Raw genomic sequence first — 21,299 nt, 5'->3', positions numbered from 1 at the left:
TTACTCGGCGAACGCCTCGTCGATGATCTCCTGCTGCTCGACGGCATGAACCTTCGACGAACCCGACGACGGCGCCGACATCGCCCGTCGCGAGATCCGCTTGAGCCCCGTCAGCTTTTCGGGCAGCAGCTCGGGCAGCGTCAGGCCGAACGTGGGCCACGCACCCTGGTTCGCAGGCTCTTCCTGCACCCAGAAGAACTGCTCGGCGCTGGGATAGCTGTCGAGTGTCTCGTTGAGTCGCCGCCTCGGCAGCGGCGCGAGCTGTTCGATGCGCACGATCGCGACGTCATCGCGCTTCTCCTTGGCCTTGCGCGCCACCAGCTCGTAGTAGATCTTGCCGCTGGTCATCAGGATCCGCTTCACCTTGCCGCGGTCGCCGTCGCCGTCGGTGTAGGCCGGCTCCTCCATCACCGAACGGAACTTCTGTTCGGTGAAATCGCGAATGTCGCTGACGGCCGCCTTGTTTCGCAGCATCGACTTCGGCGTGAACACGATGAGCGGCCGGTGAATGCCGTCCAGCGCGTGGCGCCGCAACAGGTGAAAGTAGTTCGCCGGCGTCGACGGCATCGCGATCGTCATCGAGCCTTCGGCCCACAGCAGCAAGAACCGTTCGATGCGGCCCGATGTGTGGTCGGGACCCTGGCCTTCGTGGCCGTGCGGCAACAACAGGACAACGTCGGAGAGCTGACCCCATTTGGCCTCGCCCGAGCTGATGAACTCGTCGATGATCGACTGCGCACCGTTGACGAAGTCACCGAACTGCGCCTCCCACAGCACAACCGCTTCTGGGTTGCCCACCGAATATCCGTACTCGAAGCCCACCGCGGCGTATTCGGACAGCGCCGAGTCGTAGATCATCAGCTTGCCGCCGGTCGGTTGTCCGTCGCCGTTGGTGGCCAGCAGTTGCAATGGGGTGAACTCTGCACCGGTCTTGCGGTCGATGATCACCGAGTGCCGCTGCGTGAACGTGCCACGCCTGGTGTCCTGGCCGGAGAACCGGATCAGCTTGCCCTCGGCGATCAGTGAGCCGAGCGCCAGCAGTTCGGCGAAGGCCCAGTCGACCTTGCCCTCGTAGGCCATCTCGCGGCGCTTCTCCAGCACGGGCTTGACCCTGGAGTGCACGGTGAAGCCGTCCGGCGCCGCGAGATGCGCGTCGCCGATCTGCGCGAGCAGAGACTTGTCGACGGCGGTGTCCATGCCCGCCGGGAGCATCTGGTCGCTCTCCACCGACTCGCTGGGCTCGATCTCATGCTTCTCGAGTTCACGGACCTCGTTGAAGACCTGCTCCAACTGGCCCTGATAATCGCGCAGGGCGTCCTCGGCTTCCTTCATCGAGATGTCGCCGCGGCCGATCAACGCCTCGGTGTAGGTCTTACGGGCGCCACGCTTGGTGTCGATCGCGTCGTACATCGACGGCTGGGTCATCGACGGGTCGTCGCCCTCGTTGTGCCCGCGTCGGCGGTAGCACAGCATGTCGATGACGACGTCCTTCTTGAACTTCTGCCGGAAGTCCATCGCCAGTTTCGCCACCCACACCGCCGCTTCCGGGTCGTCGCCGTTGACGTGGAAGATCGGCGCGCCGATCATCTTGGCGACGTCGGTGCAGTACTCCGACGACTTGGCGTCGGCGGGCGAAGTGGTGAAACCGATCTGGTTGTTGACGATGATGTGGATCGTGCCGCCGGTCCGGTAGCCGCGCAGCAGTGCCAGGTTCAGCGTCTCGGCGACCACGCCCTGGCCGGCGAACGCCGCATCGCCGTGCAGCATCAGCGGCACGACGGTGAAGCCGTCAGGCCCGTCGCCCTTGTCCAGCAGGTCCTGCTTGGCGCGCACGATGCCCTCGAGAACGGGATCGACCGCCTCGAGGTGAGACGGGTTGGCCACAAGCGAAACCGCAATGTCGTTGTCGCCGAACATCTGTATGTACGTGCCGTTGGCGCCGAGGTGGTACTTGACGTCGCCGGAGCCATGGGCCTGTGACGGGTTCAGGTTGCCCTCGAACTCGCTGAAGATCTGCGAATACGGCTTGCCGACGATGTTGGCGAGCACGTTGAGCCTGCCGCGGTGCGGCATTCCGATGACGACCTCGTCGAGCGCGTGCTCAGCGGCCTGGTCGATGACAGCGTCCATCATCGGGATGACGGTCTCCGCGCCCTCGAGCGAGAACCGCTTCTGGCCGACGTATTTGGTCTGCAGGAAGGTCTCGAACGCTTCGGCGGCGTTCAGCTTGGACAGGATGTACTTCTGCTGTGCGACGGTCGGCTTCTCGTGCTTGACCTCGACGCGATCCTCGAGCCACTTCTGCTGGTCGGGTTCGAGGATGTGGGTGTACTCGACGCCGACGTGCCGACAGTAGGAGTCGCGCAGCAGGCCGAGCACGTCGCGGAGCTTCCTCTGCTCGCCACCGGCGAAGCCGTTGACCTTGAAGACGCGGTCCAGGTCCCACAGCGTCAGCCCATGGGTGGTGACGTCCAGGTCGGGGTGGTTGCGGAACCGACTCTTGTCAAGTCGCAGCGGATCGATGTCGGCCATCAGGTGCCCGCGGTTGCGGTAGGCCGCGATCAGCTCGATGACGCGCGCGTTCTTGTCCTCGATCGAATCGGGGTTGTCGGTGCGCCAGCGCACCGGCTCGTAGGGGATGCCGAGCTCGCGGAAGATGTCGTCGAAGAAGTCGTCGGAGAGCAGCAGCTCGTGCACGGTGCGCAGGAAGTCACCGGACTCCGCACCCTGGATGATGCGGTGGTCGTAGGTCGAAGTGAGCGTGATCAGCTTGCCGATTCCCAGGTCGGCGATGCGTTCTTCGCTGGCGCCCTGGAACTCGGCCGGGTACTCCATCGCACCGACGCCGATGATCGCGCCCTGGCCGCGCATCAGCCTCGGCACGGAGTGCACGGTGCCGATGGTGCCGGGGTTGGTCAGCGAAATCGTCACCCCCGAGAAGTCTTCTGCGGTCAGCTTGCCGTCGCGGGCGCGCCGCACGATGTCCTCGTAGGCGGCGATGAACTGGCCGAACCGCATGGCCTCGGCACCTTTGATGGCGGCGACCACCAGCTGGCGGGAGCCGCCCTTGCCCTGCAGGTCGATCGCCAATCCGAGGTTGGTGTGCGCCGGTGTGATCGCGTTGGGCTTACCGTCCACCTCGCTGAAGTGGCGATTCATGTTCGGGAACTTCTTGACCGCGGCCACGATCGCGTACCCGATCAGGTGGGTGAAGGAGATCTTGCCGCCGCGGGTCCGCTTGAGGTGGTTGTTGATGACGATGCGGTTGTCGATCATCAGCTTGGCGGGAATGGCACGGACGCTGGTGGCAGTCGGCACGTCCAGCGACGCGGACATGTTCTTCACGACCGCGGCGGCCGCGCCGCGGAGCACCTGGGCCTCGTCCCCGTCGGCGGTCGGCGCGGATTTCTCGTCGGGCTTCGAGTCGGCCTTGGGCTTGGCAGAAGCGACATCGGTCTTGGCTGCCGGCGGCGGGGTGACGGCGGGCGGCGCTTCCTTCTTCGCCGGGGCCGCCTCGGCTTTCGCGGGTGCCGGCTCGGGCTCGGCTTTCGCGGGTGCCGGCTCGGGCTCGGCCTTGGCGGGTGCCGGCTCGGCCTTGGCGGTCGGGGCGCCGTTGCCCTGCGTGGCGGGTTTCGGTGCGGGGGCGGGACCTGGCTCGCGGGGCGCGGTCGGGGCCGACGTGGACGCGGGGCCGTTGCCGGACCCGGTCGAGGTGGCTGCCGACGATTCGGGGGAGTAGTCGACGAGGAACTCGTGCCAGCTCGAATCCACGGAGGAAGGATCCTCGCGGAACTTGCGGTACATCTCCTCGACCAGCCACTCGTTCTGACCGAATGGTGAAGTTGAACTGCTCACGGCAGCTACTCGCCTCGATTCCTTCTTTCGGCAGAAGTCCGAACGGACGCCTGCCCGTCTGCTTTCGTTCCAGACTGCGGTTACCCCGCATCTACGCCGCCTAAAGGCTAGCGCTTACGCGCAGAAGCGCACGCCACAAGAGTGCTAATCCGCAGGTGACGTTTTCGTGCCAGGAGGCGCGGGCAGCACATGGATTTTCGACGGCCAGCGTGGCGGCGGAGCGCCGTACGCCATTCGCGCGTTCTCGATGATCCGTTTACCCATCATGCGGTTGCCGACGCCGCCGACGACCGCCCCGACGCCCACGGGCAGCAGCTTGCCGAACGCGATCGCTCCGCGTCTGAGGGCATAGCGCTTGACGAAGTAGCGCAGCAGCCGCGAATTGAGCTGAGACACCGCGGGCAGCGGCAATGTCGCAGCGCCCTCGCTGAGCCACGCGCCCTTGGTCCGCCCGGGACCGAGGAGATCGGCGACGGCATGCTTGCTGTCCTCGCCGACGAGCACCGCGAGAACAAGTGCGCGCCTGCGTTCTCGATGCTCGGCCGGTATGCCGTGCACCTCGGCAACGGCGAGGGAGAACACCGCCGTCGCCTCGAGGAACACCACGGTTTCGCCCGCCACCGCGGAGAGCGCCGCGAGCGTGCCGATGCCGGGAACTGCCGCCGCGGAGCCGACGGCAGCGCCGCTGGCCATCACCGCCGCCAGATACTGCTTCTCCAACTTGGTGACGATCTCGGCGGGCGTGGCATCCGGGCTGCCGTCGCGAAGCCGCTGGACGTATGCCCTCACCGCGGGGCCCTGCACGCGTGCGCCGCGCTCGATGATCTCCGACAGCACACGCGCGGCGGCACCGGGATTTTCGTCGACCGTTGCCGGCACCTGGCTCTTGGCCTTGGACCGAGCCCTCATAGCGGCCTCCTGGTGTGGACGTAACCGTTCCTTCAGGCTAACGGTTGGTCAAACGAACGGCCGGTGCCCGTGGTTTCCGGTGCTGGCGTCAGCAGCGGTGACGACCATCACCGATTGACCGGGGAAGAAATTATTGATTTAGCGTGCTAACCACTTGCATGGCAACATCGCCCACTGTGGACGTCAAGACACCTTCCCGCTGGCGCATGATCGTCGTGCTGGGTGTCATGGTCGCTCTCGGTCCGCTGACCATCGACATGTATCTGCCCGCGCTTCCCAAGATCGCCGACGATCTCTCGGTGTCGTCGTCGGTCGTCCAGCTGACCCTGACGGGAACGCTGGCCGGGTTGGCGCTCGGACAGTTGATCGTCGGCCCGCTGTCGGACTCGCTGGGCAGGCGGCGCCCGCTGATGGCCGGGATCGTGTTGCACATGGTGGCGTCGGTCATCTGCATGCTCGCGCCGAACCTCGTCGTGCTCGGCCTGGCCCGCGTCCTCCAGGGCGTCGGGGCGGCGGCGGGCATGGTGGTGGCGATCGCCGTCGTCGGTGACCTCTTCTCCGACAGCGCCGCCGCGACGGTGCTGTCGCGGCTGATGCTGGTGCTGGGTGTCGCGCCGGTCGTCGCGCCGTCGCTCGGCGCGGCCGTGTTGCTGCACGGCTCATGGCACTGGGTCTTCACCGCGCTGGTGGTCATGGCGGGCGCCCTGCTCCTGGTGGCGGTTTTCGCGCTGCCCGAGACATTGCCGCCCTCGCACCGCAGGCCACTGCGAATCGGCGGTATCGCTGCGACCTACGCAGAGCTGCTGCGCGACAGGAGGTTCGTCATCCTGGTGCTGGTCGCCGCGCTCGGCATGTCGGGATTGTTCGCCTACATCGCGGGGGCTTCGTTCGTGCTGCAGGGCACCTATGGGCTCGACCAGCAGGCTTTCGCGCTGGTGTTCGGTGCGGGCGCCGTCGCGTTGATCGGCGCGACCCAGTTCAACGTGGTGCTGCTCAAGCGGTTCTCGCCGCAGGCCATCACCTTGTGGGCCCTCGCCGCGGCACTGCTCGCCGGCGGCGTCTTCGTCGGTCTTGCCGTGGCTGGCGTCGGCGGTCTGGCCGGGTTCGTGGCACCGGTGTGGGCGATCCTCGCCGCGATGGGCCTTGTCATCCCGAATGCGCCGGCAATCGCGTTGTCCCGCCACCCCGAGGCCGCAGGAACCGCTGCCGCGCTGCTCGGCGCCGCGCAGTTCGGCCTTGGTGCCGCGGTGGCCCCACTGGTCGGCGTGCTCGGCAACAACGAGCTGGCGCTGGCCGCGGTGATGGCCGTCAGTGCGCTGGTGGCACTGCTTGCACTTTTAGCTGTCGGGGTTTCGACCAGCGTCGACGCCCTTGAAGCGGTCTCCCAGGAGGCGCTGGCCGAGCCGGCGTAGTTGTCGCGCTTGTTAACGGCCCGTAGCGTCGGGGCGAATCACTTCACGAACTGGGGTAGTCGGCGGTAGGGCTGTTCTTCGTCGGCCTGCGGCAACGCGGGCCTGGTGACTGCGAAGTCCCTAAGAACAGGCCGAATGCGGTGGCGACGGGCACGGTAAGCCGACACCATCGATAGAACCCGAGACGAGGTGGGGATATGACCACGGCGCTGCGACGCCGACCCGCGGCGGGAGCCGCGTCGGTCGCCGACCCGTGGCATGCCCTGTGGGCCATGATGGTCGGCTTCTTCATGATCCTCGTCGACGCGACGATCGTGTCGGTCGCCAACCCGTCGATCATGGAGCAGCTGGGCACCGGCTACGACGCCGTCATCTGGGTGACCAGTGCCTATCTCCTCGGTTTCGCGGTGCCGCTGCTGCTGGCAGGCCGGCTCGGCGATCGCTACGGGCCGAAGAACCTCTACCTGCTCGGCCTGCTCGTCTTCACCGGCGCATCGCTGTGGTGCGGGCTGTCCGGCACCATCGGCATGCTGATCGCCGCTCGCGTGGTCCAGGGCGTCGGCGCAGCGCTGCTCACCCCTCAGACACTGTCGACTATCACCCGCATCTTCCCCGCGGAGCGGCGCGGCGTCGCGATGAGCGTCTGGGGCACCACCGCAGGCGTCGCCACACTGGTGGGTCCGCTGGCCGGCGGCGTCCTCGTCGACCAGCTCGGCTGGCAGTGGATCTTCTTCGTCAACGTGCCGATCGGGATCATCGGGCTGGGGCTGGCCTTCTGGCTGGTGCCGAACCTGCCGACCGAGAAGCGCGGCTTCGACCTGATCGGTGTCGTCTTGTCGGGCGTCGGCATGTTCATGGTCGTCTTCGCCCTGCAGGAGGGGCAGGCGCACCATTGGGCGCCGTGGATATGGGGCACGCTCGCGGGCGGCCTCGGCGTGATGGCGGCCTTCGTGTTCTGGCAGCAGGCCAACCGCGGCGAGCCGTTGATCCCGCTCGCCATCTTCCGCGACCGCGACTTCAGCCTGTCCACCCTGGGCGTCGCCACGATCGGTTTCGTCGTCACCGGGATGTTCTTGCCGGTGATGTTCTACGCCCAGGCGGTGTGCGGCCTTTCACCGACGCGCTCAGCGCTTCTCACCGCGCCGATGGCGATCGCGACCGGTGTGCTCGCGCCGTGGGTCGGCAAGATCGTCGATCGCCACCACCCCCGGCCGATCATCGGTTTCGGCTTCTCGCTGTTGGCCGTCGCACTGACCTGGTTGTCGGTCGAGATGACCTCGACCACCCCGATCTGGCGAATCGTGTTGCCGCTGACGGCAACCGGCGTCGGCATGGCGTTCATCTGGTCGCCGCTGGCCGCGACGGCGACGCGCAACCTGGCACCAACCGTGGCGGGCGCAGGCTCGGGTGTGTACAACGCCACAAGGCAGGTCGGGTCGGTGCTGGGCAGCGCCAGCATGGCGGCGTTCATGACGACACGGATCAGCGCCGAGATGCCGCTCGCCGCCGACGGGCCGAGCGGGGAGGGATCGGTCACCCAACTGCCCGGCTTCCTGCACGAGCCGTTCGCCGCAGCGATGTCGCAGTCGCTGCTGTTGTCCGCGTTCATCGCGCTGTTCGGTGTGGTGGCCGCGATGTTCCTGCTCGGCTTCGCCAGTTCCCCCGCCCCCGCGACCCCGCAGGCCGAGCAGACCGACGAATACTGGGACGACGACGAGGACATCGACGACGACCACTATGTCGAGTTCACTGTGGTGCACGACGAGCCCGCCGAGGTTTCGGCTGCCGAGACGCCGACGCGCACACCGGCGTCGTTCGCTCCGATCGTGGCCGATCCCGTCGTCGTGCCGGTCGAGGATGACAGCGACACGGAGCCGATGGCGGCGCGACGCGAGCCCGTTCTGACGCCGCCTGCCGACACCTGGCGTGACGAACCGGTCGAGCGGTGGCACTCGCTGCTGGCGCCCGACGGCGTCGAGCCCGCGCGGGCAACGGACGGCGCGTCACCCGTCGAGCCCGAACCCGCTCCAGCCGAGTCGACGACACCCGTGTCCGATCCGCTGCCACCGCCCGATCATCGACGCGAGCCGGTGCGCAGTCTGCACGAATTTCTCTCCGATGTGCCTCCGCCGTCGCCATCGTTGGAACCGATCGGCTTCGCTCACAACGGCTTTCACACCGACCAGGAGGAGCGCTTCCAGCCGCTCAGCCGTTTCACTCCGCGCGAGGAGGAACCGCGGGCGGCGGGCCCCGAGCCGGACATCCTCAGCCCCGACTACCCGTTGGACATCGGCAGCCACGCCCACTTCGAAAGCCCCGACGAGGCTGGTTCCGAATTCGAGCCGCCGTCGCGGCACGCTTTCGTCGACGACGAGACCACGTCCAACGGCAGGCATTCGCGCGCAGAGGCCGACGACGCGCCGAGCTACGGACGGCGCGGGCGGCACTGGCGCCCCGGTGACTAGTCGAACAGTACGGCGGGGTTGAGATATCCGGCGGGGTCGAACGCTTTCTTGACCGCGCGCATCGCCGCGATGTCGGCGTCCGTGCGCGACATACTCATGTAATTGCGTTTGCGGCTGCCGACGCCGTGTTCGGAGCTGACGTTGCCGCCGCGCCGGGCGATCAGCGTCATCATCGCGGAATACAGCGCGGCCTCACGATCGCCGTCGAGGGCGCAACGCAGCACATTGAGGTGTAGGTTGCCCTCGCCGATGTGGCCGAACAGCACAGGGATGGCATCGGGTGCGTGTTCGGCGATCAGCTCACCGGACTCGCGCGCGAACGTCGCGATGGCCGACAACGGCAACGACACATCGAATTTCAGCGGCGGCCCGTAGAGGCCGAGAACCTCTGCGACGGATTCGCGCACCTGCCACAGGCGCTGCTGGGAGTTGACGTCGACGCCCACCGCGGGCTCCCCGGTGAGCCGCGCATGTTCCAGCGCATCGGCCAACTGCTCGGTCTGGTCGGTGTCCGCGGCGAGTTCGATCAACAACTGCCAGGCACCTTCGACCGGCGCGGCGACACCCAAGTGCTCGGCGGTCAGATCGCTTGCGCGGGAGTCGATCAACTCCAGAGCGGCGATGCCGTCCATATCGCGGAACTCACGGCCTGCGGCGACGAGATCGTCGAGGTCGGCGAAACCGCAGACCGCGGTCACCCTGTTCGTCGGGGTCGGGTGCAGGCGCAGATCCAATCCGGTGATCACGCCGAGCGTGCCTTCGGCGCCGACGAACAGCGATGCGAGGTCGTAGCCGGTGTTGTCCTGCCGAACGTGGCTGTGCCGCGCCACGATCGATCCGTCGGGAAGCACCACATCGAGGCCGATCACCTGCTCGCCCATGTTGCCGTAACGCACGGTGCGCAGTCCGCCGGCGTTGGTCGACGCCATGCCGCCGACGGTGGCGGAGTCGCGCGCGGCGATGTCGACGCCGAACACCAGGCCGGCCTTGATCGCTGCCCGCTGGACTGCCGCCAGGGTGACGCCCGCGCCCACTTGAATGCGCCGTTCGACCGCGTCGACCTCACCTATATCGGTCAGCCGCTCGGTGGACAGCAGTACGTCGTCGTGTTCGGGAACCGTTCCCGCGACCAAGGAGGTGCGGCCGCCTTGCACGGTGACGTGCACACCAGCCGTCCGGCAGACGCCGAGTACAGCGGCGATCTCTTCGGCGCTGCCGGGTCTGACGAGAACGCTGGCCTGCCCGCGGTACCGGCCGGTGTGGTCGACGATGCGACTGTCGAGCACATCGGGATCGGCGCTCACGTGCGTCGCGCCGACGATCTCAGCGAGGCGGTCGCTCAGCGGTTCGGTCATCGGAGAGGGTGACCACACGACGCGAGCGACAGGAACGCACCCAATTCGATCAGCCGATCCGGTGTGGCGGGCAGGTACTCGGTCAGCAGCGGCGAGCGTACGATGACGCACAGGTACTTTGCCCGGCTCACGGCGACGTTGAGCCGATTGCGGTTGAGCAGGAACGCGATTCCACGTGGGACGTCATCGATGGACGACGCGGTCATCGACACGAAGACCACCGGCGCCTGCTGGCCCTGGAACTTGTCCACGGTGCCGGCGCGGACGGAGTGGAGTCCGGCCGCGACGAGTCGTTCGCGCAGCAACACAACCTGAGCGTTGTACGGGGTGACGATCAAAACGTCGTCCTGTGTCAGTGTCCGAGTGCCGTGCTCGTCTGTCCACGACGCGCCGATCAGCCCGCCGATCTCGGTGACGATGGCGTCCGCCTCTTCAGGACTGTCGGTCGAGTTGCCGTCATGTTCTACGGTCAGCACCCGCACCCCCGGCTGGTGCCCGTCGAGCCTGCGCGCCGCGGTGACCTCGTCGACGGAGCGCAGCCGGTCGTCGTAGGACAGTCGCGACACCGCCGCGCATAGATCGGGGTGCATGCGATAGGACAGGTCGAGGAAGTATCCGAGTTCGGGCGGCAGCGTGTGCCTGCCGTCGATCAACCAGCCCAGCGCAGACGTATCAACCGGTTCCGGATGGGTGCCCTGGCTAACCTGCGGCAGCTGTTGGGGATCACCGAGCAGGAGAAGGTTCGTCGCGGCCGACGCCACCGCGATGGTGTTCGCCAGGCAGAACTGGCCGGCCTCTTCGACGACGAGGAGGTCCAGGCTGCCGCGCGGCACCCGGCCGGCGTTGGCGAAGTCCCACGAGGTGCCGCCGACGACGCAGCCGTCATGGTCTGCGATGAACCCCGGATACTCCTTCTCGTCGATCTCCTGCCAATTCGCCCCGGCGCCGTGCTTCTTCTTGGCCACCAGCGACGGATCGACTCCTGCACCGATCACGTCGCGGAACAGATTTTCGACGACGGCGTGGGACTGGGCGACGACGCCGATGCGCCAACGGCTTTCGGTGACGAGCCGATGGATGACGGCGGCCGCGGTGAAGGTCTTACCAGTGCCGGGCGGGCCGTGCACGGCAAGGTAGGACGAGTCGAGATCGAGCAGCGCCGCCGTGATCGACTCGGCGACATCGGCACCACGTGGCAGCGGTCGGCCGCTGCGGATGCGCGGTGGGTGGCGCAGCAGAATGTCGATGACCGGGCTCGGCGGCAGATGCGGCAGACCCGCTGCGATGTCGGTTGCCGTCGCCTCGATGGCATCGCGCAGGGGACCGGTCGGAATCGGCGGTCCCGGTGTCAGCGCGAAGGGCAGTTGATGAAAGGGTCCGCCGTTCTTGGGTTCCCGTTCGACGACGGTGACCTCGGTCGGCGCGGCGGGGTCGTCGCAGTCGACGACGGAGACCGCCCCGAACGCCCTTCGTTCGGTGTCATCGGTCAATCCCGCGGGGGAGGGTGGCTCGTAGAGCGCATACATCGACCTGCTCAGCTCACCCGCTGCGATGGTTCCGGCGAGGCGCACCCGACGTTGCAGCTTGCGCGCCTTCGGCGGCATGTTCCATTCGGTGTCGACCTCGGCGTGCTCGGCGATGAAGACGTCGGTGCAGTCCCCCCATTCGTCGACCGGATTGTTCAGCCGGTCGAAGTGGCCCCACCAGAACGGCTTGTCCTCGCGGCGGTGATAACCGCGTGCAGCCGAAAGCATCGCCACCGCAGTCTGTTCCGGCCGGCGACCGGCCGGGTCGTCGCCGACGAACTTCGCCAGTCTGCGGGCCAGCTCGTCGTCGTCTTCGATGGCCACGCCATCCTGGACGGCCAGCGCGCCGACGGGCGGCACCGCGGAGTCGATAGCCCGGCAGATCAGCCAGTCCCGCAGCTTGCGCGTCGACGTGCAGTCGTACCGGTTGTATTCCTCGATCTCCTTCAACATGACCGCCGCCTCGTCGTCGCGTCCGGTGGCGCGCAGCTCGCAGTATTTCGCGTACTGGGTGATCGAATCGGTCGCCGTCGTCACGTCGCCGGTGCGCAGCTGACCGCCCATGTACAGCGGTTCGAGCGACTTCAGGCTGTAGTTCTCGGTGCCGACCCTGATGCTCTTGCGCACCAGCGGATAGAGGTCGACGAGTACGCCGTTACGCAGCAGATCGTCCACCTCGTCCTCGCCGACTCCGTAGCGTCCGGCGAGCCGCAGCAGCGCCGTCTTCTCGTACGGCGCGTAGTGATAGATGTGCATGCTCGGATACCGCTTGCGGCGTTTGCGCACCATCGTCAGGAAGTCGCGCAGCGCTTTTCGCTCGTCGGCACGGTCGTGCGCCCACAGCGGCCGGAACTCATCGGCGATGTCGAGCACGCCGAACAGATACTCCAATCCCCACTCGCGACCGTCGGCCGTCCACAGCGGGTCGCCCTCGAAATCGAAGAACAGGTCGCCCTTGTCGGGCTCGGGCAGCACCATCAGGGGTTGCGCGTCGGCGACTTCATAGGGCGGCTTGCCGTCGACGCGTGGCGCGAGCTGCAGCCGGGCCTGCGCCGACAGCGATGTGACGGTGCGGTCCGACAGCTCGGGCACAGAGCCGTCGTGCTCGGCCAGCCCGCTGATGGTGGTGATGCCCGCGTCGATCAGGCGAGCGCGCTGGCTGGCGCGCATACCTGCGACCAGAAGCAGGTCATCGTGTTCGCGAACCTGAATCGCGCACTCCGGACACCGGAAGCACGCACGGACATCTTCGTCCTCCCAAGTCACCGGCTTGCCGCAGGCCAGGTGATCGTCGAGCAGCTGCTGCAGGGCGGCGCGGCGTGGTCCGTACACCGGCAGCAGTTCGTCGACGCGGTAGCTGGCGGTGACGCCGTCGCCGAGCACCAGCTCGACCTCCGGCGCCACCGGAACGCCCGCCTTCGACAGCGTGTCGGCGTAGGCGGCGAGCTGCAGCAGGGCCTCCACCTTCACCGAGCGCGCGAGCTTCGTATCGCGCAGCCGGTAGCGCTGCCCGTGGAGCAGGAGAAAGTCGGCGAACCCCACGAAACGGCCGTCGAACATCGCCGCCTGATAGATGAGCGGCGCGCGCCGCTCGACCGCGTCCATGGTCGCCTGTGCGGCGGCGGTGAGGCCACCGACGGTATAGCCGGGCCGCCCGATGATCGCGACGTTGTCCGGCGACAGCAGGCGGAGCTCCCCGAGGTGCCGCTGCTCGTGGTCACCGCCGAGTTCTGCGGTGCGCGCGAGCAATTCGTCCTCGACGGCGACCGGCGGCCCCCAGTCGAGGCGTGCGTCGAAAGAGCGCAGCAGCGCGTACTCGCAGCGAGCCGCGGCTGCGAGGTCGGAGGCGCTGTAGATCACTCGATCGTCGACGACGAACACGTGCCCAACTGTATGCCCGCCCCCGGACACAAATGGCCATCGAACTACGCCGAAACGGACAATTGGGCGCGATGTCGCGGCGTGTCGTCGCCCAATTGTCCGTTTCGGCGAGAGGTCAGCTCAGCGGCCGGCCCTCCGGACGCGACGTCTGCGCAGTGGAACCCGCGATTGGCGTGGACGGGTTCGGCCCGGCCATAGCGCGACTCGACGGCTCGGATGAGGGCACGGCACCTGCGGGGACGACCGTTGTGTCTGCGGGTCGCCCGGCCCTGCGGTCGCGGAACTCGCGTCCTTCGCGCTCGGCCCGGGAGAGGTAGTCATCCCACCGCTGCTGCATCGGCTTGATCAGGCCTCCGCCTACGCCGACGATGAGTATGCCGCCCACCGTGCCGAGCACGGCGATGAGGACAGGCAGTGTCACGGTAAGCGCGATACCCACCTGGTTGAGGGCCGCAATGATGCCGAGCGCGAGGATCGCGACACTGGCGGCGGTGGCCAGGGGCCTGCCGTACGAGAGACCGCTGAGCGCGTTGGACACGATATCGCGCACGGCCGCCGCGATCGCCGCTGCGACAACGATGATCACCAGAGCCACGAGCAGTTTCGGCAGGAACGCGATGACGCCGCTCAGCAGTGCGCTGACCGGATTCGGGCCGAATACGCCGAACGCAAGCTGCAAGACGAACAGCAGGAGCGCGTAGTAGACGATCTTGCTCACGATCGTCGATGCGTCGTATCTGCTGTTCTGCAAGGCCCTTCGAATGCCTCCACGTTCGACGGCCCGGTCGAATCCGACCCGCTCGAGTACTTTGTCGATCACCTTCGCGACGACACGTGCGACGATCCAGCCGATCACCAAGATCAAAACGAATACAACGAGTTTAGGGGCGAAGGTGGCGATCGAGCGCCACATGTCCCTCAAGGCATCTTCCACAGTCCCACTTCCTCGGTGACGGCAGTAGCCGCTTGGCATTGACGCTGGCGTCATACCCGTTGGGGGGTGGATTAAACGGCGGCGATCGAGACGTCAGCCGGGCGTGTTGCCGATCAACTCGACGCCCGCACCGTTCCAGCGGAACTTCACCACGCTCTCCAACCCCGACGTGCCGCTGGAGTACACCAGCGCGACGGTGTCACCGGTGCTTTCCGTCGGTTCGATGCCGTTGAAGCCGTAGGTGTCCGGCACCCCGGTCGGGATGTACTTGCCGAGGTGGAACAGCACTGCGCGGGTGTTGGGGTTTTCGGCGTTGGTGTTGGCCTTGACGATGATCGCCGACAGCTGGGCGCACTCGTTGTAGGTGCCCGCCAGCGGTTCGGAACTCCACGCCTGCCCGCTGCGGGGGTCGCGGGGCAACTCGGAGACGGTCTTGGCGATCTCGGGGGCCGCCAGATTCACCGCGCAGGGGTCGGGCGCCGGGGCGCTCGGAGCGGGGGGACGTGGTGGCAGCACGGTCGCCGGTGCCTGCGCGGCGGTGGCTGCGGTGGTTGTCGCCGCCTCCGGGGTCTTCGACACGGTCGAGTCGCTCGAGCCGCAACCCGCCAGCAGGGCGACGCCGACCGCGGCAGCGGCGATCGCGGGATGTCGCGGGCCGAGCAGCTTGGTGACCCGATGCACAGTTGCGCAACCTACCGCCTAGCTCCTCGACGACCCGGCAGGCGGCACGGCGGGTCGGAAGGGGCTCGACCACTAGACTGGCAACCCCATGACGACGCCTGATCCGGACGCGCCTTCTGCGCAGCCAACCTTCGCCGACCTGCAGATTCACCCCGCGGTGCTGCAGGCCGTGTCCGACGTCGGCTACGAGACGCCCTCGGCGATCCAGGCGGCGACCATTCCGCCGATGATGGCCGGGACCGATGTCGTCGGGCTCGCGCAGACCGGCACCGGGAAGACCGCCGCCTTCGCCATCCCGATTCTGTCGAAGATCGACACGTCGAGCCGTATCACCCAGGCATTGGTGCTTGCGCCGACGCGGGAACTCGCCCTGCAGGTCGCCGAGGCGTTCAGCCGCTACGGCGCACACCTGCCCGTGAACGTGCTGCCGATCTACGGCGGCGCCGCCTACGGGCCTCAGCTGGGCGGGCTCAAACGCGGTGCGCAAGTCGTCGTCGGCACGCCGGGCCGGGTCATCGACCACCTGGAGAAGGGCAGCCTCGACCTCACACACCTCGACTACCTCGTGCTCGACGAGGCCGACGAGATGCTTCAGATGGGCTTCGCCGAGGACGTCGAACGCATCCTCGCCGACACTCCCGAGTACAAGCAGGTTGCGCTCTTCTCGGCGACCATGCCGCCCGCGATCCGCAAGATCACCAGCAAGTACCTGCACGACCCCGTCGAGGTGACCGTCAAGTCGAAGACGCAGACCGCGGAGAACATCACACAGCGCTATATCCAGGTGCACGGCCCACGGAAGATGGATGCGCTCACCCGGCTGCTCGAGGTCGAGCAGGGCGACGGGATGATCGTGTTCGTCCGCACGAAGCAGGCCACCGAGGAAGTCGCCGAACGGTTGAAGGCGCGCGGGTTCGCCGCGGCCGCCATCAACGGCGACATCCCGCAGGCAGTGCGCGAGCGCACCATCGCGGCGCTCAAGGACGGCACCATCGACGTCCTTGTCGCAACGGACGTCGCCGCACGCGGCTTGGACGTCGAGCGCATCTCCCACGTACTCAACTACGACATTCCGCACGACCCGGAGTCCTATGTGCACCGGATCGGTCGCACTGGCCGGGCCGGACGGTCGGGAACCGCGCTGTTGTTCGTCACGCCCCGCGAACGTCATCTGCTCAAGTCGATCGAGCGGGTGACCCGGCAGAAGCTCGTCGAATCCGAGCTGCCGTCTGTGGACGACGTCAACGCGCAGCGGGTGGAGAAGTTCCGCGGCTCGATCACCAACGCGTTGGCATCCCCTGGGATCGACCTGTTCCGCAGGCTGATCGAGGGGTACGAGCGCGACCACGATGTGCCGATGGCCGACATCGCCGCCGCCTTGGCGCTGCAGAGCCGCGACGGGGAGGAGTTCCTGATGACGGAACCCCCTCCGGAGAAGCGCCGTGAGCGTCCCGACCGCGGCTCACGCGACGACGGGGCGCCGCGTAAACGGCGTGAGGTCCGCGACGACCTGACGACCTATCGCATCGCCGTCGGCAAGCGGCACAAGGTGATGCCCGGCGCGATCGTCGGCGCGATCGCGAACGAGGGGGGCCTGCACCGCAGCGATTTCGGGCATATCAGCATCCGGCAGGACTACTCGTTGGTCGAACTGCCCGCCAAGCTGTCCAAGCAGACGATGAAAGCCCTTGCCAAGACCCGGATTCAGGGTCAGCCGATCGACCTGCAACCCGATCGGGGTCCGAAGAAGCCGCACCGCAAAGCCAAATGACCGCCTCCAAGGGTGTCGCCGGCTCGGAGGCGCAGGGCGGTCTCGAGTCCGTCGCGGCCCCTGAGCGGGTGGCATCGCTCACCGGAATCCGCGCCGTCGCAGCTATTCTGGTGCTGGCCACGCACGCCGCGTACACCACCGGCAAGTACACGCACGGATACGCCGGCCTGGTTTATGCGCGCATGGAGATCGGGGTACCGATCTTCTTCGTCCTGTCCGGTTATCTGCTCTTCCGGCCATGGGTGAAAGCGGCTGCGGGCGAGGGTGATTGGCCGTCGGCGCGTCGCTACGCCTGGCACCGGGTGCGGCGCATCATGCCTGCCTACGTCGTCACCGTGCTTGCGGCCTATCTCGTGTATCACTTCCGCACGGCGGGGCCCAATCCCGGCCACACGTGGATCGGACTGTTTCGCAATCTCACGCTGACGCAGATCTACACCGACCAGTACATGTACTCCTATCTGCACCAGGCGCTGACCCAGATGTGGAGTCTGGCGGTCGAAGTCGCGTTCTATGCGGTGCTGCCGCTGTTGGCCTGGCTGTTGCTGACGGTTCTGTGTCGGCGCCGGTGGCGCCCGCTGCTGTTGCTTGTCGGTCTCGCGCTCTTGACCGCGGTGACACCGGCGTGGTTGATCTTCGTCCACACCGTCAACGGGTTGCCCGACGGGGCGCGCTTGTGGCTGCCGACATACCTGATCTGGTTCGTCGGGGGCATGCTGCTCGCGGCGCTGTCCGTGATTGGTGTGCGCTGTTATGCGTTCGCAGTGCTGCCCGTTGCGGTGGCGAGTTACTTCATCGCCTCGACACCGATCGCGGGGGAGCCGACCACGTCGCCCTATGCCTTGGCCCCTGCGATCTGGAAGGCGGTGTTCTACGCCGTGATCGCGACGCTTGTCGTCGCGCCGCTCGCGCTGGGTGACCGAGGCTGGTACGCGCGTGGGTTGGCCAGCCGTCCGATGGTCTTCCTCGGCGAAATCTCCTACGAGATCTTCCTGATTCATCTGCTGACGATGGAACTCGTGATGGTCGAGATCCTGCACTTCCACATCTACACCGGATCCATGCCGATGCTCTTCGTGGTGACGTTGATCGTGACGGTGCCGTTGGCCTGGCTGCTGCACCGCTTCACCCGCGTCCGCCCCTCCTAACCTTTCGCGATATTGCGTTCCGGCAGGTCGCCACTCGCAGTTTCGCTGCCGGAATGCCATTTCGCGGAAGGTCGTGGAGGGTCCACGGCGCGCCAATGGTTAGGTTACCCTTCCCTAATGGCTGACCAGAAGACGTCGCGGGGCTTCGAGGGAGTGCTCTGCAAACTGTGGCGCGGCGGGGACTATGCGATCACCGTTACCGGACGCACCCAAATCACCCCGAACTACCTCCGTCTGCACTTCGAGGCGAAGGACATGCTCTCCGACCGCGAGCTGCATCCGACGATGTGGATCCGCGGCTGGTTTCCCGACGGGCAGAAGTCGCACATGCGCGGCTACACGCTGGTCGACCCCGACCCGATGACGGGCACGGTGTCGATCGACTTCGCCATGCACGACGGCCTCGCGACCCGGTGGGCGCAGCAGGCCGAGCCCGGCGACGTCCTCGAGGTCACCGTGCTCGGCAGCAACTTCTCGCTTCCCGAGCCTGCGCCGGCGGGCTACGTCATCGTCGGCGACTCCGCATCGCTGCCCGCGATCAACTCGCTGCTCGACGCGATCGGTGACGCGCCCGCACGGGTGTTCGTCGAATCGGCGCACGACGACGACCGCGACATTCCCATCGTGCGCGACACCGACGTGGTGTGGGTGGACCGCAAGAACGCCGGCGAGGCGTTGGTGGAGGCCGTCAGCTCGTCGGCGTTCGACGCCCCGGACCATTTCGGCTGGGTCGCCTGCGACAACCGCACGACGCGTGCGGTGTCGAAGATCCTCCGCGAGGACTACAGGATCCCGCGCAAGTCCATTAAGGCACAGGCATATTGGGTCTCATGACCGGTCGATGAAGCGTTTAGGCCGCGCGCGTCAAAACACTCCGCTGGTCTACTCGGCCGCATAGTGTGGCGGTTTCGGACCCAAGAAGTGTGGCCCGAGAACGCCGAGAGGAACCTCATGCCCAGCTCGTCAGCGCGCAACAACGGCCAGAGGGACGACGCGGGGCGTGACGTTCGACGGGACATCCTTCCTATCCCCGACGTCGCGCACATTGGACTCACCACATACGACGCAAAGGATCCCGACACCAGCTATCCGCCGATCAAGGATGTCCGCCCGCCGGCGAGCGCGCCCAACGTGCTCGTCATCCTGATCGACGATGTCGGCTTCGGCGCTAGTAGCGCATTCGGCGGGCCGTGCCAGACGCCGAATTTCGAGAAGCTGGCCTCGAGGGGCTTGAAGTACACGCGCCTGCACACCACCGCGTTGTGCTCGCCGACGCGTCAGGCGCTGCTCACCGGCCGCAATCACCACTCGGTCGGGATGGGAAACATCACCGAGACCGCTACGGCGGCGCCGGGCTACACCTCGGTGTTGCCGAACACCAAGGCACCGCTTGCGTTGACGTTGAAGCTGAACGGGTACTCGACCGCACAGTTCGGCAAGTGCCACGAGGTTCCGGTATGGCAGACCAGTCCGGCGGGCCCCTTTACCGCATGGCCGACGGGCGGCGGTGGTTTCGAGTACTTCTACGGCTTCATCGGCGGCGAGAACAACCAGTGGGATCCGGCCCTGTACGAGGGCACAACCCCGATCGAGCCGCCGAAGACACCGGCCGAGGGTTACCACCTGACCGAAGATCTGGCCGATAAGGCGATCAACTGGGTACGCCAGCAGAAGGCGCTGCTGCCCGACAAACCCTTCTTCATGTACTTCGCGCCTGGTGCCACCCACGCCCCCCACCACGTGCCCAAGGAGTGGATCGACAAATACAAGGGCAAGTTCGCGCACGGCTGGGACCGCCAGCGCGAGCTCACTTTCGAGCGGCAGAAGGAACTGGGCGTCATCGGATCCGACGCGGTGCTGACGCCTCGGCACGCGGAGATCCCGGCCTGGGACGAGATGGATCCCGCGCTCAAGCCGGCGCTGGAGCGCGAGATGGAGGTGTATGCCGCCTTTTTGGAGCACACGGATCATCACGTCGGCCGGTTGATCGAGGCGATGGGTCCGATCCTGGACGACACCCTGGTTTACGTCATCATCGGCGACAACGGCGCATCAGCAGAGGGCACGCTGCAGGGCGCGTTCAACGAGTTGGCCAACTTCAACGGCATGGCCGATCTCGAGACGCCGGAATTCCTGGCATCCAAGCTCGACGAGTTCGGGGGCGAAGGCTCCTACGGCCACTATGCGGTCGGTTGGGCGTGGGCGATGGATACGCCCTACCAGTGGACCAAGCAGGTGGCGTCGCACTGGGGCGGTACTCGTAACGGCACGATTGTGCACTGGCCTAAGGGTATTGCTGACAAAGGCGGCGTGCGTAACCAGTTCACCCATGTCATCGACCTGGCTCCCACAGTTCTGGAGGCCGCGGGCATTCAGGCGCCGACGACGGTCAACGGGGTGATGCAGAGCCCGTACGAGGGCGCCAGCCTGCTGTACAGCTTCAACGACGCCGACGCGCCGGAGCGCCACGAAACCCAGTACTTCGAAATGTTCTGCAACCGCGGCATTTACCACAAGGGTTGGAGCGCGGTGACCAAGCACCGCACGCCGTGGGAGATGGGCGGAGCAGTCATGCCTGCCTTCGACGATGACGTCTGGGAACTGTACGACGGCAATACCGACTGGACGCAGTCCAGGGATCTTTCGAAGGAGAATCCGGAGAAATTGCATGAGCTGCAGCGGCTTTGGCTGATCGAGGCGGTGAAGTACAACGTGCTTCCGCTCGATGATCGTCAGATCGAGCGGATCAACCCAACCTCGGCGGGCCGGCCGTCACTGATCAAGGGCAGCAGTCAGTTGTTGTTCCCGGGGATGGGCCGGCTGTCGGAAAACAGTGTGGTCGACATCAAGAACAAGTCGTTCGCTGTCACGTCAGAGGTCGAGGTGCCGCCCGATGGAGCCGAGGGTGTGATCATCGCGCAGGGCGGTCGATTCGGCGGCTGGACCCTGTACGCGAAGGACGGTCGGGCCAAGTTCCACTACAACGTGCTGGGCATCAAGTCGTTCAACGTGGAGGCCACCGAACCCATCTCAGCCGGCACGACCCAGGTGCGGATGGAGTTCGCCTATGACGGCGGCGGCATGGGTAAGGGCGGAGATGTCACTCTCTATTACGACGGTAAGGAGGTCGGCGCGGGTCGGGTCGATCAAACGCAGGGATTCATTTTCTCGGCGGACGAGACCACCGACATCGGCTACGAATCCGGCACTACGGTCAGTCCGGACTACACCGCGCACACCAGCAAGTTCAGCGGCACGATCGACTGGATTCGCATCGATCTCGGAGACGACGCGACGGAGGCCGACCACTACATCGAGCCGGACGAACGTTTCCGGATCGCAATGGCCCGGCAGTAGCCGAC

General features: G+C 66.6%; 12 protein-coding genes. 6 read left to right on the top strand and 6 right to left on the bottom strand.

The window, feature by feature from the left end; all coding sequences use genetic code 11:
• Complete coding sequence (locus tag C6A82_RS19865; RefSeq protein WP_396836826.1) at positions 1-3,804, bottom strand: multifunctional oxoglutarate decarboxylase/oxoglutarate dehydrogenase thiamine pyrophosphate-binding subunit/dihydrolipoyllysine-residue succinyltransferase subunit; 3,804 nt, start codon at positions 3,802-3,804, stop codon at positions 1-3.
• A 195-nt stretch (positions 3,805-3,999) separates the two neighbouring features.
• Complete coding sequence (locus tag C6A82_RS19860) at positions 4,000-4,764, bottom strand: hypothetical protein (RefSeq protein ID WP_105341378.1); 765 nt, start codon at positions 4,762-4,764, stop codon at positions 4,000-4,002.
• A gap of 158 nt (positions 4,765-4,922) precedes the next feature.
• On the opposite strand from C6A82_RS19860, the gene C6A82_RS19855 reads away from it, so the two are divergent.
• On the top strand, positions 4,923-6,176 hold the full coding sequence (locus C6A82_RS19855; protein WP_105341380.1) for a multidrug effflux MFS transporter: 1,254 nt from the start codon (positions 4,923-4,925) through the stop codon (positions 6,174-6,176).
• A 197-nt stretch (positions 6,177-6,373) separates the two neighbouring features.
• Positions 6,374-8,641, top strand: coding sequence for an MFS transporter (locus tag C6A82_RS19850; RefSeq protein ID WP_105344156.1), 2,268 nt, complete (start codon positions 6,374-6,376; stop codon positions 8,639-8,641).
• Here the strand turns inward: C6A82_RS19850 and C6A82_RS19845 are convergent.
• The 4 genes from C6A82_RS19845 to C6A82_RS19830 all read right to left on the bottom strand — a co-directional run bounded on the left by C6A82_RS19845 (position 8,638) and on the right by C6A82_RS19830 (position 14,976).
• A complete protein-coding gene (locus C6A82_RS19845; RefSeq protein ID WP_105344158.1) occupies positions 8,638-9,996 on the bottom strand; it encodes an FAD-binding oxidoreductase in 1,359 nt (452 codons plus the stop codon). The genes C6A82_RS19850 and C6A82_RS19845 overlap by 4 nt on opposite strands.
• Complete coding sequence (locus C6A82_RS19840; RefSeq protein WP_105344159.1) at positions 9,993-13,403, bottom strand: TM0106 family RecB-like putative nuclease; 3,411 nt, start codon at positions 13,401-13,403, stop codon at positions 9,993-9,995. The genes C6A82_RS19845 and C6A82_RS19840 overlap by 4 nt, the downstream gene beginning before the upstream one ends.
• Before the next feature lie 115 nt (positions 13,404-13,518).
• On the bottom strand, positions 13,519-14,337 hold the full coding sequence (locus tag C6A82_RS19835; protein ID WP_233216873.1) for a mechanosensitive ion channel family protein: 819 nt from the start codon (positions 14,335-14,337) through the stop codon (positions 13,519-13,521).
• A gap of 93 nt (positions 14,338-14,430) precedes the next feature.
• Complete coding sequence (locus C6A82_RS19830; RefSeq protein ID WP_105344164.1) at positions 14,431-14,976, bottom strand: LppP/LprE family lipoprotein; 546 nt, start codon at positions 14,974-14,976, stop codon at positions 14,431-14,433.
• 130 nt (positions 14,977-15,106) lie between these two features.
• Between C6A82_RS19830 and C6A82_RS19825 the strand changes: the two genes are divergently transcribed.
• From C6A82_RS19825 to C6A82_RS19810, 4 genes are all read left to right on the top strand, one after another.
• Positions 15,107-16,789, top strand: a complete 1,683-nt coding sequence (locus tag C6A82_RS19825) for a DEAD/DEAH box helicase (protein WP_105344161.1) — start codon at positions 15,107-15,109, stop codon at positions 16,787-16,789.
• Positions 16,786-17,937 carry an acyltransferase gene (locus C6A82_RS19820; RefSeq protein ID WP_105344162.1) on the top strand — a complete coding sequence of 384 codons (1,152 nt, stop codon included), beginning with the start codon at positions 16,786-16,788 and terminating at the stop codon, positions 17,935-17,937. The genes C6A82_RS19825 and C6A82_RS19820 overlap by 4 nt, the downstream gene beginning before the upstream one ends.
• A 117-nt stretch (positions 17,938-18,054) precedes the next feature.
• Positions 18,055-18,771 (top strand): siderophore-interacting protein, encoded by a 717-nt coding sequence (locus tag C6A82_RS19815; RefSeq protein WP_105344163.1) that lies wholly within the window; start codon positions 18,055-18,057, stop codon positions 18,769-18,771.
• A 117-nt stretch (positions 18,772-18,888) separates the two neighbouring features.
• On the top strand, positions 18,889-21,294 hold the full coding sequence (locus C6A82_RS19810) for an arylsulfatase (RefSeq protein WP_311101422.1): 2,406 nt from the start codon (positions 18,889-18,891) through the stop codon (positions 21,292-21,294).
• The last annotated feature ends 5 nt before the right edge of the window (positions 21,295-21,299 follow it).

Origin of the sequence: Mycobacterium sp. ITM-2016-00318 (assembly GCF_002968285.2) — a bacterium.
Lineage (GTDB): Bacteria > Actinomycetota > Actinomycetes > Mycobacteriales > Mycobacteriaceae > Mycobacterium.
This window is presented reverse-complemented; position numbering and strand designations above follow the sequence as displayed.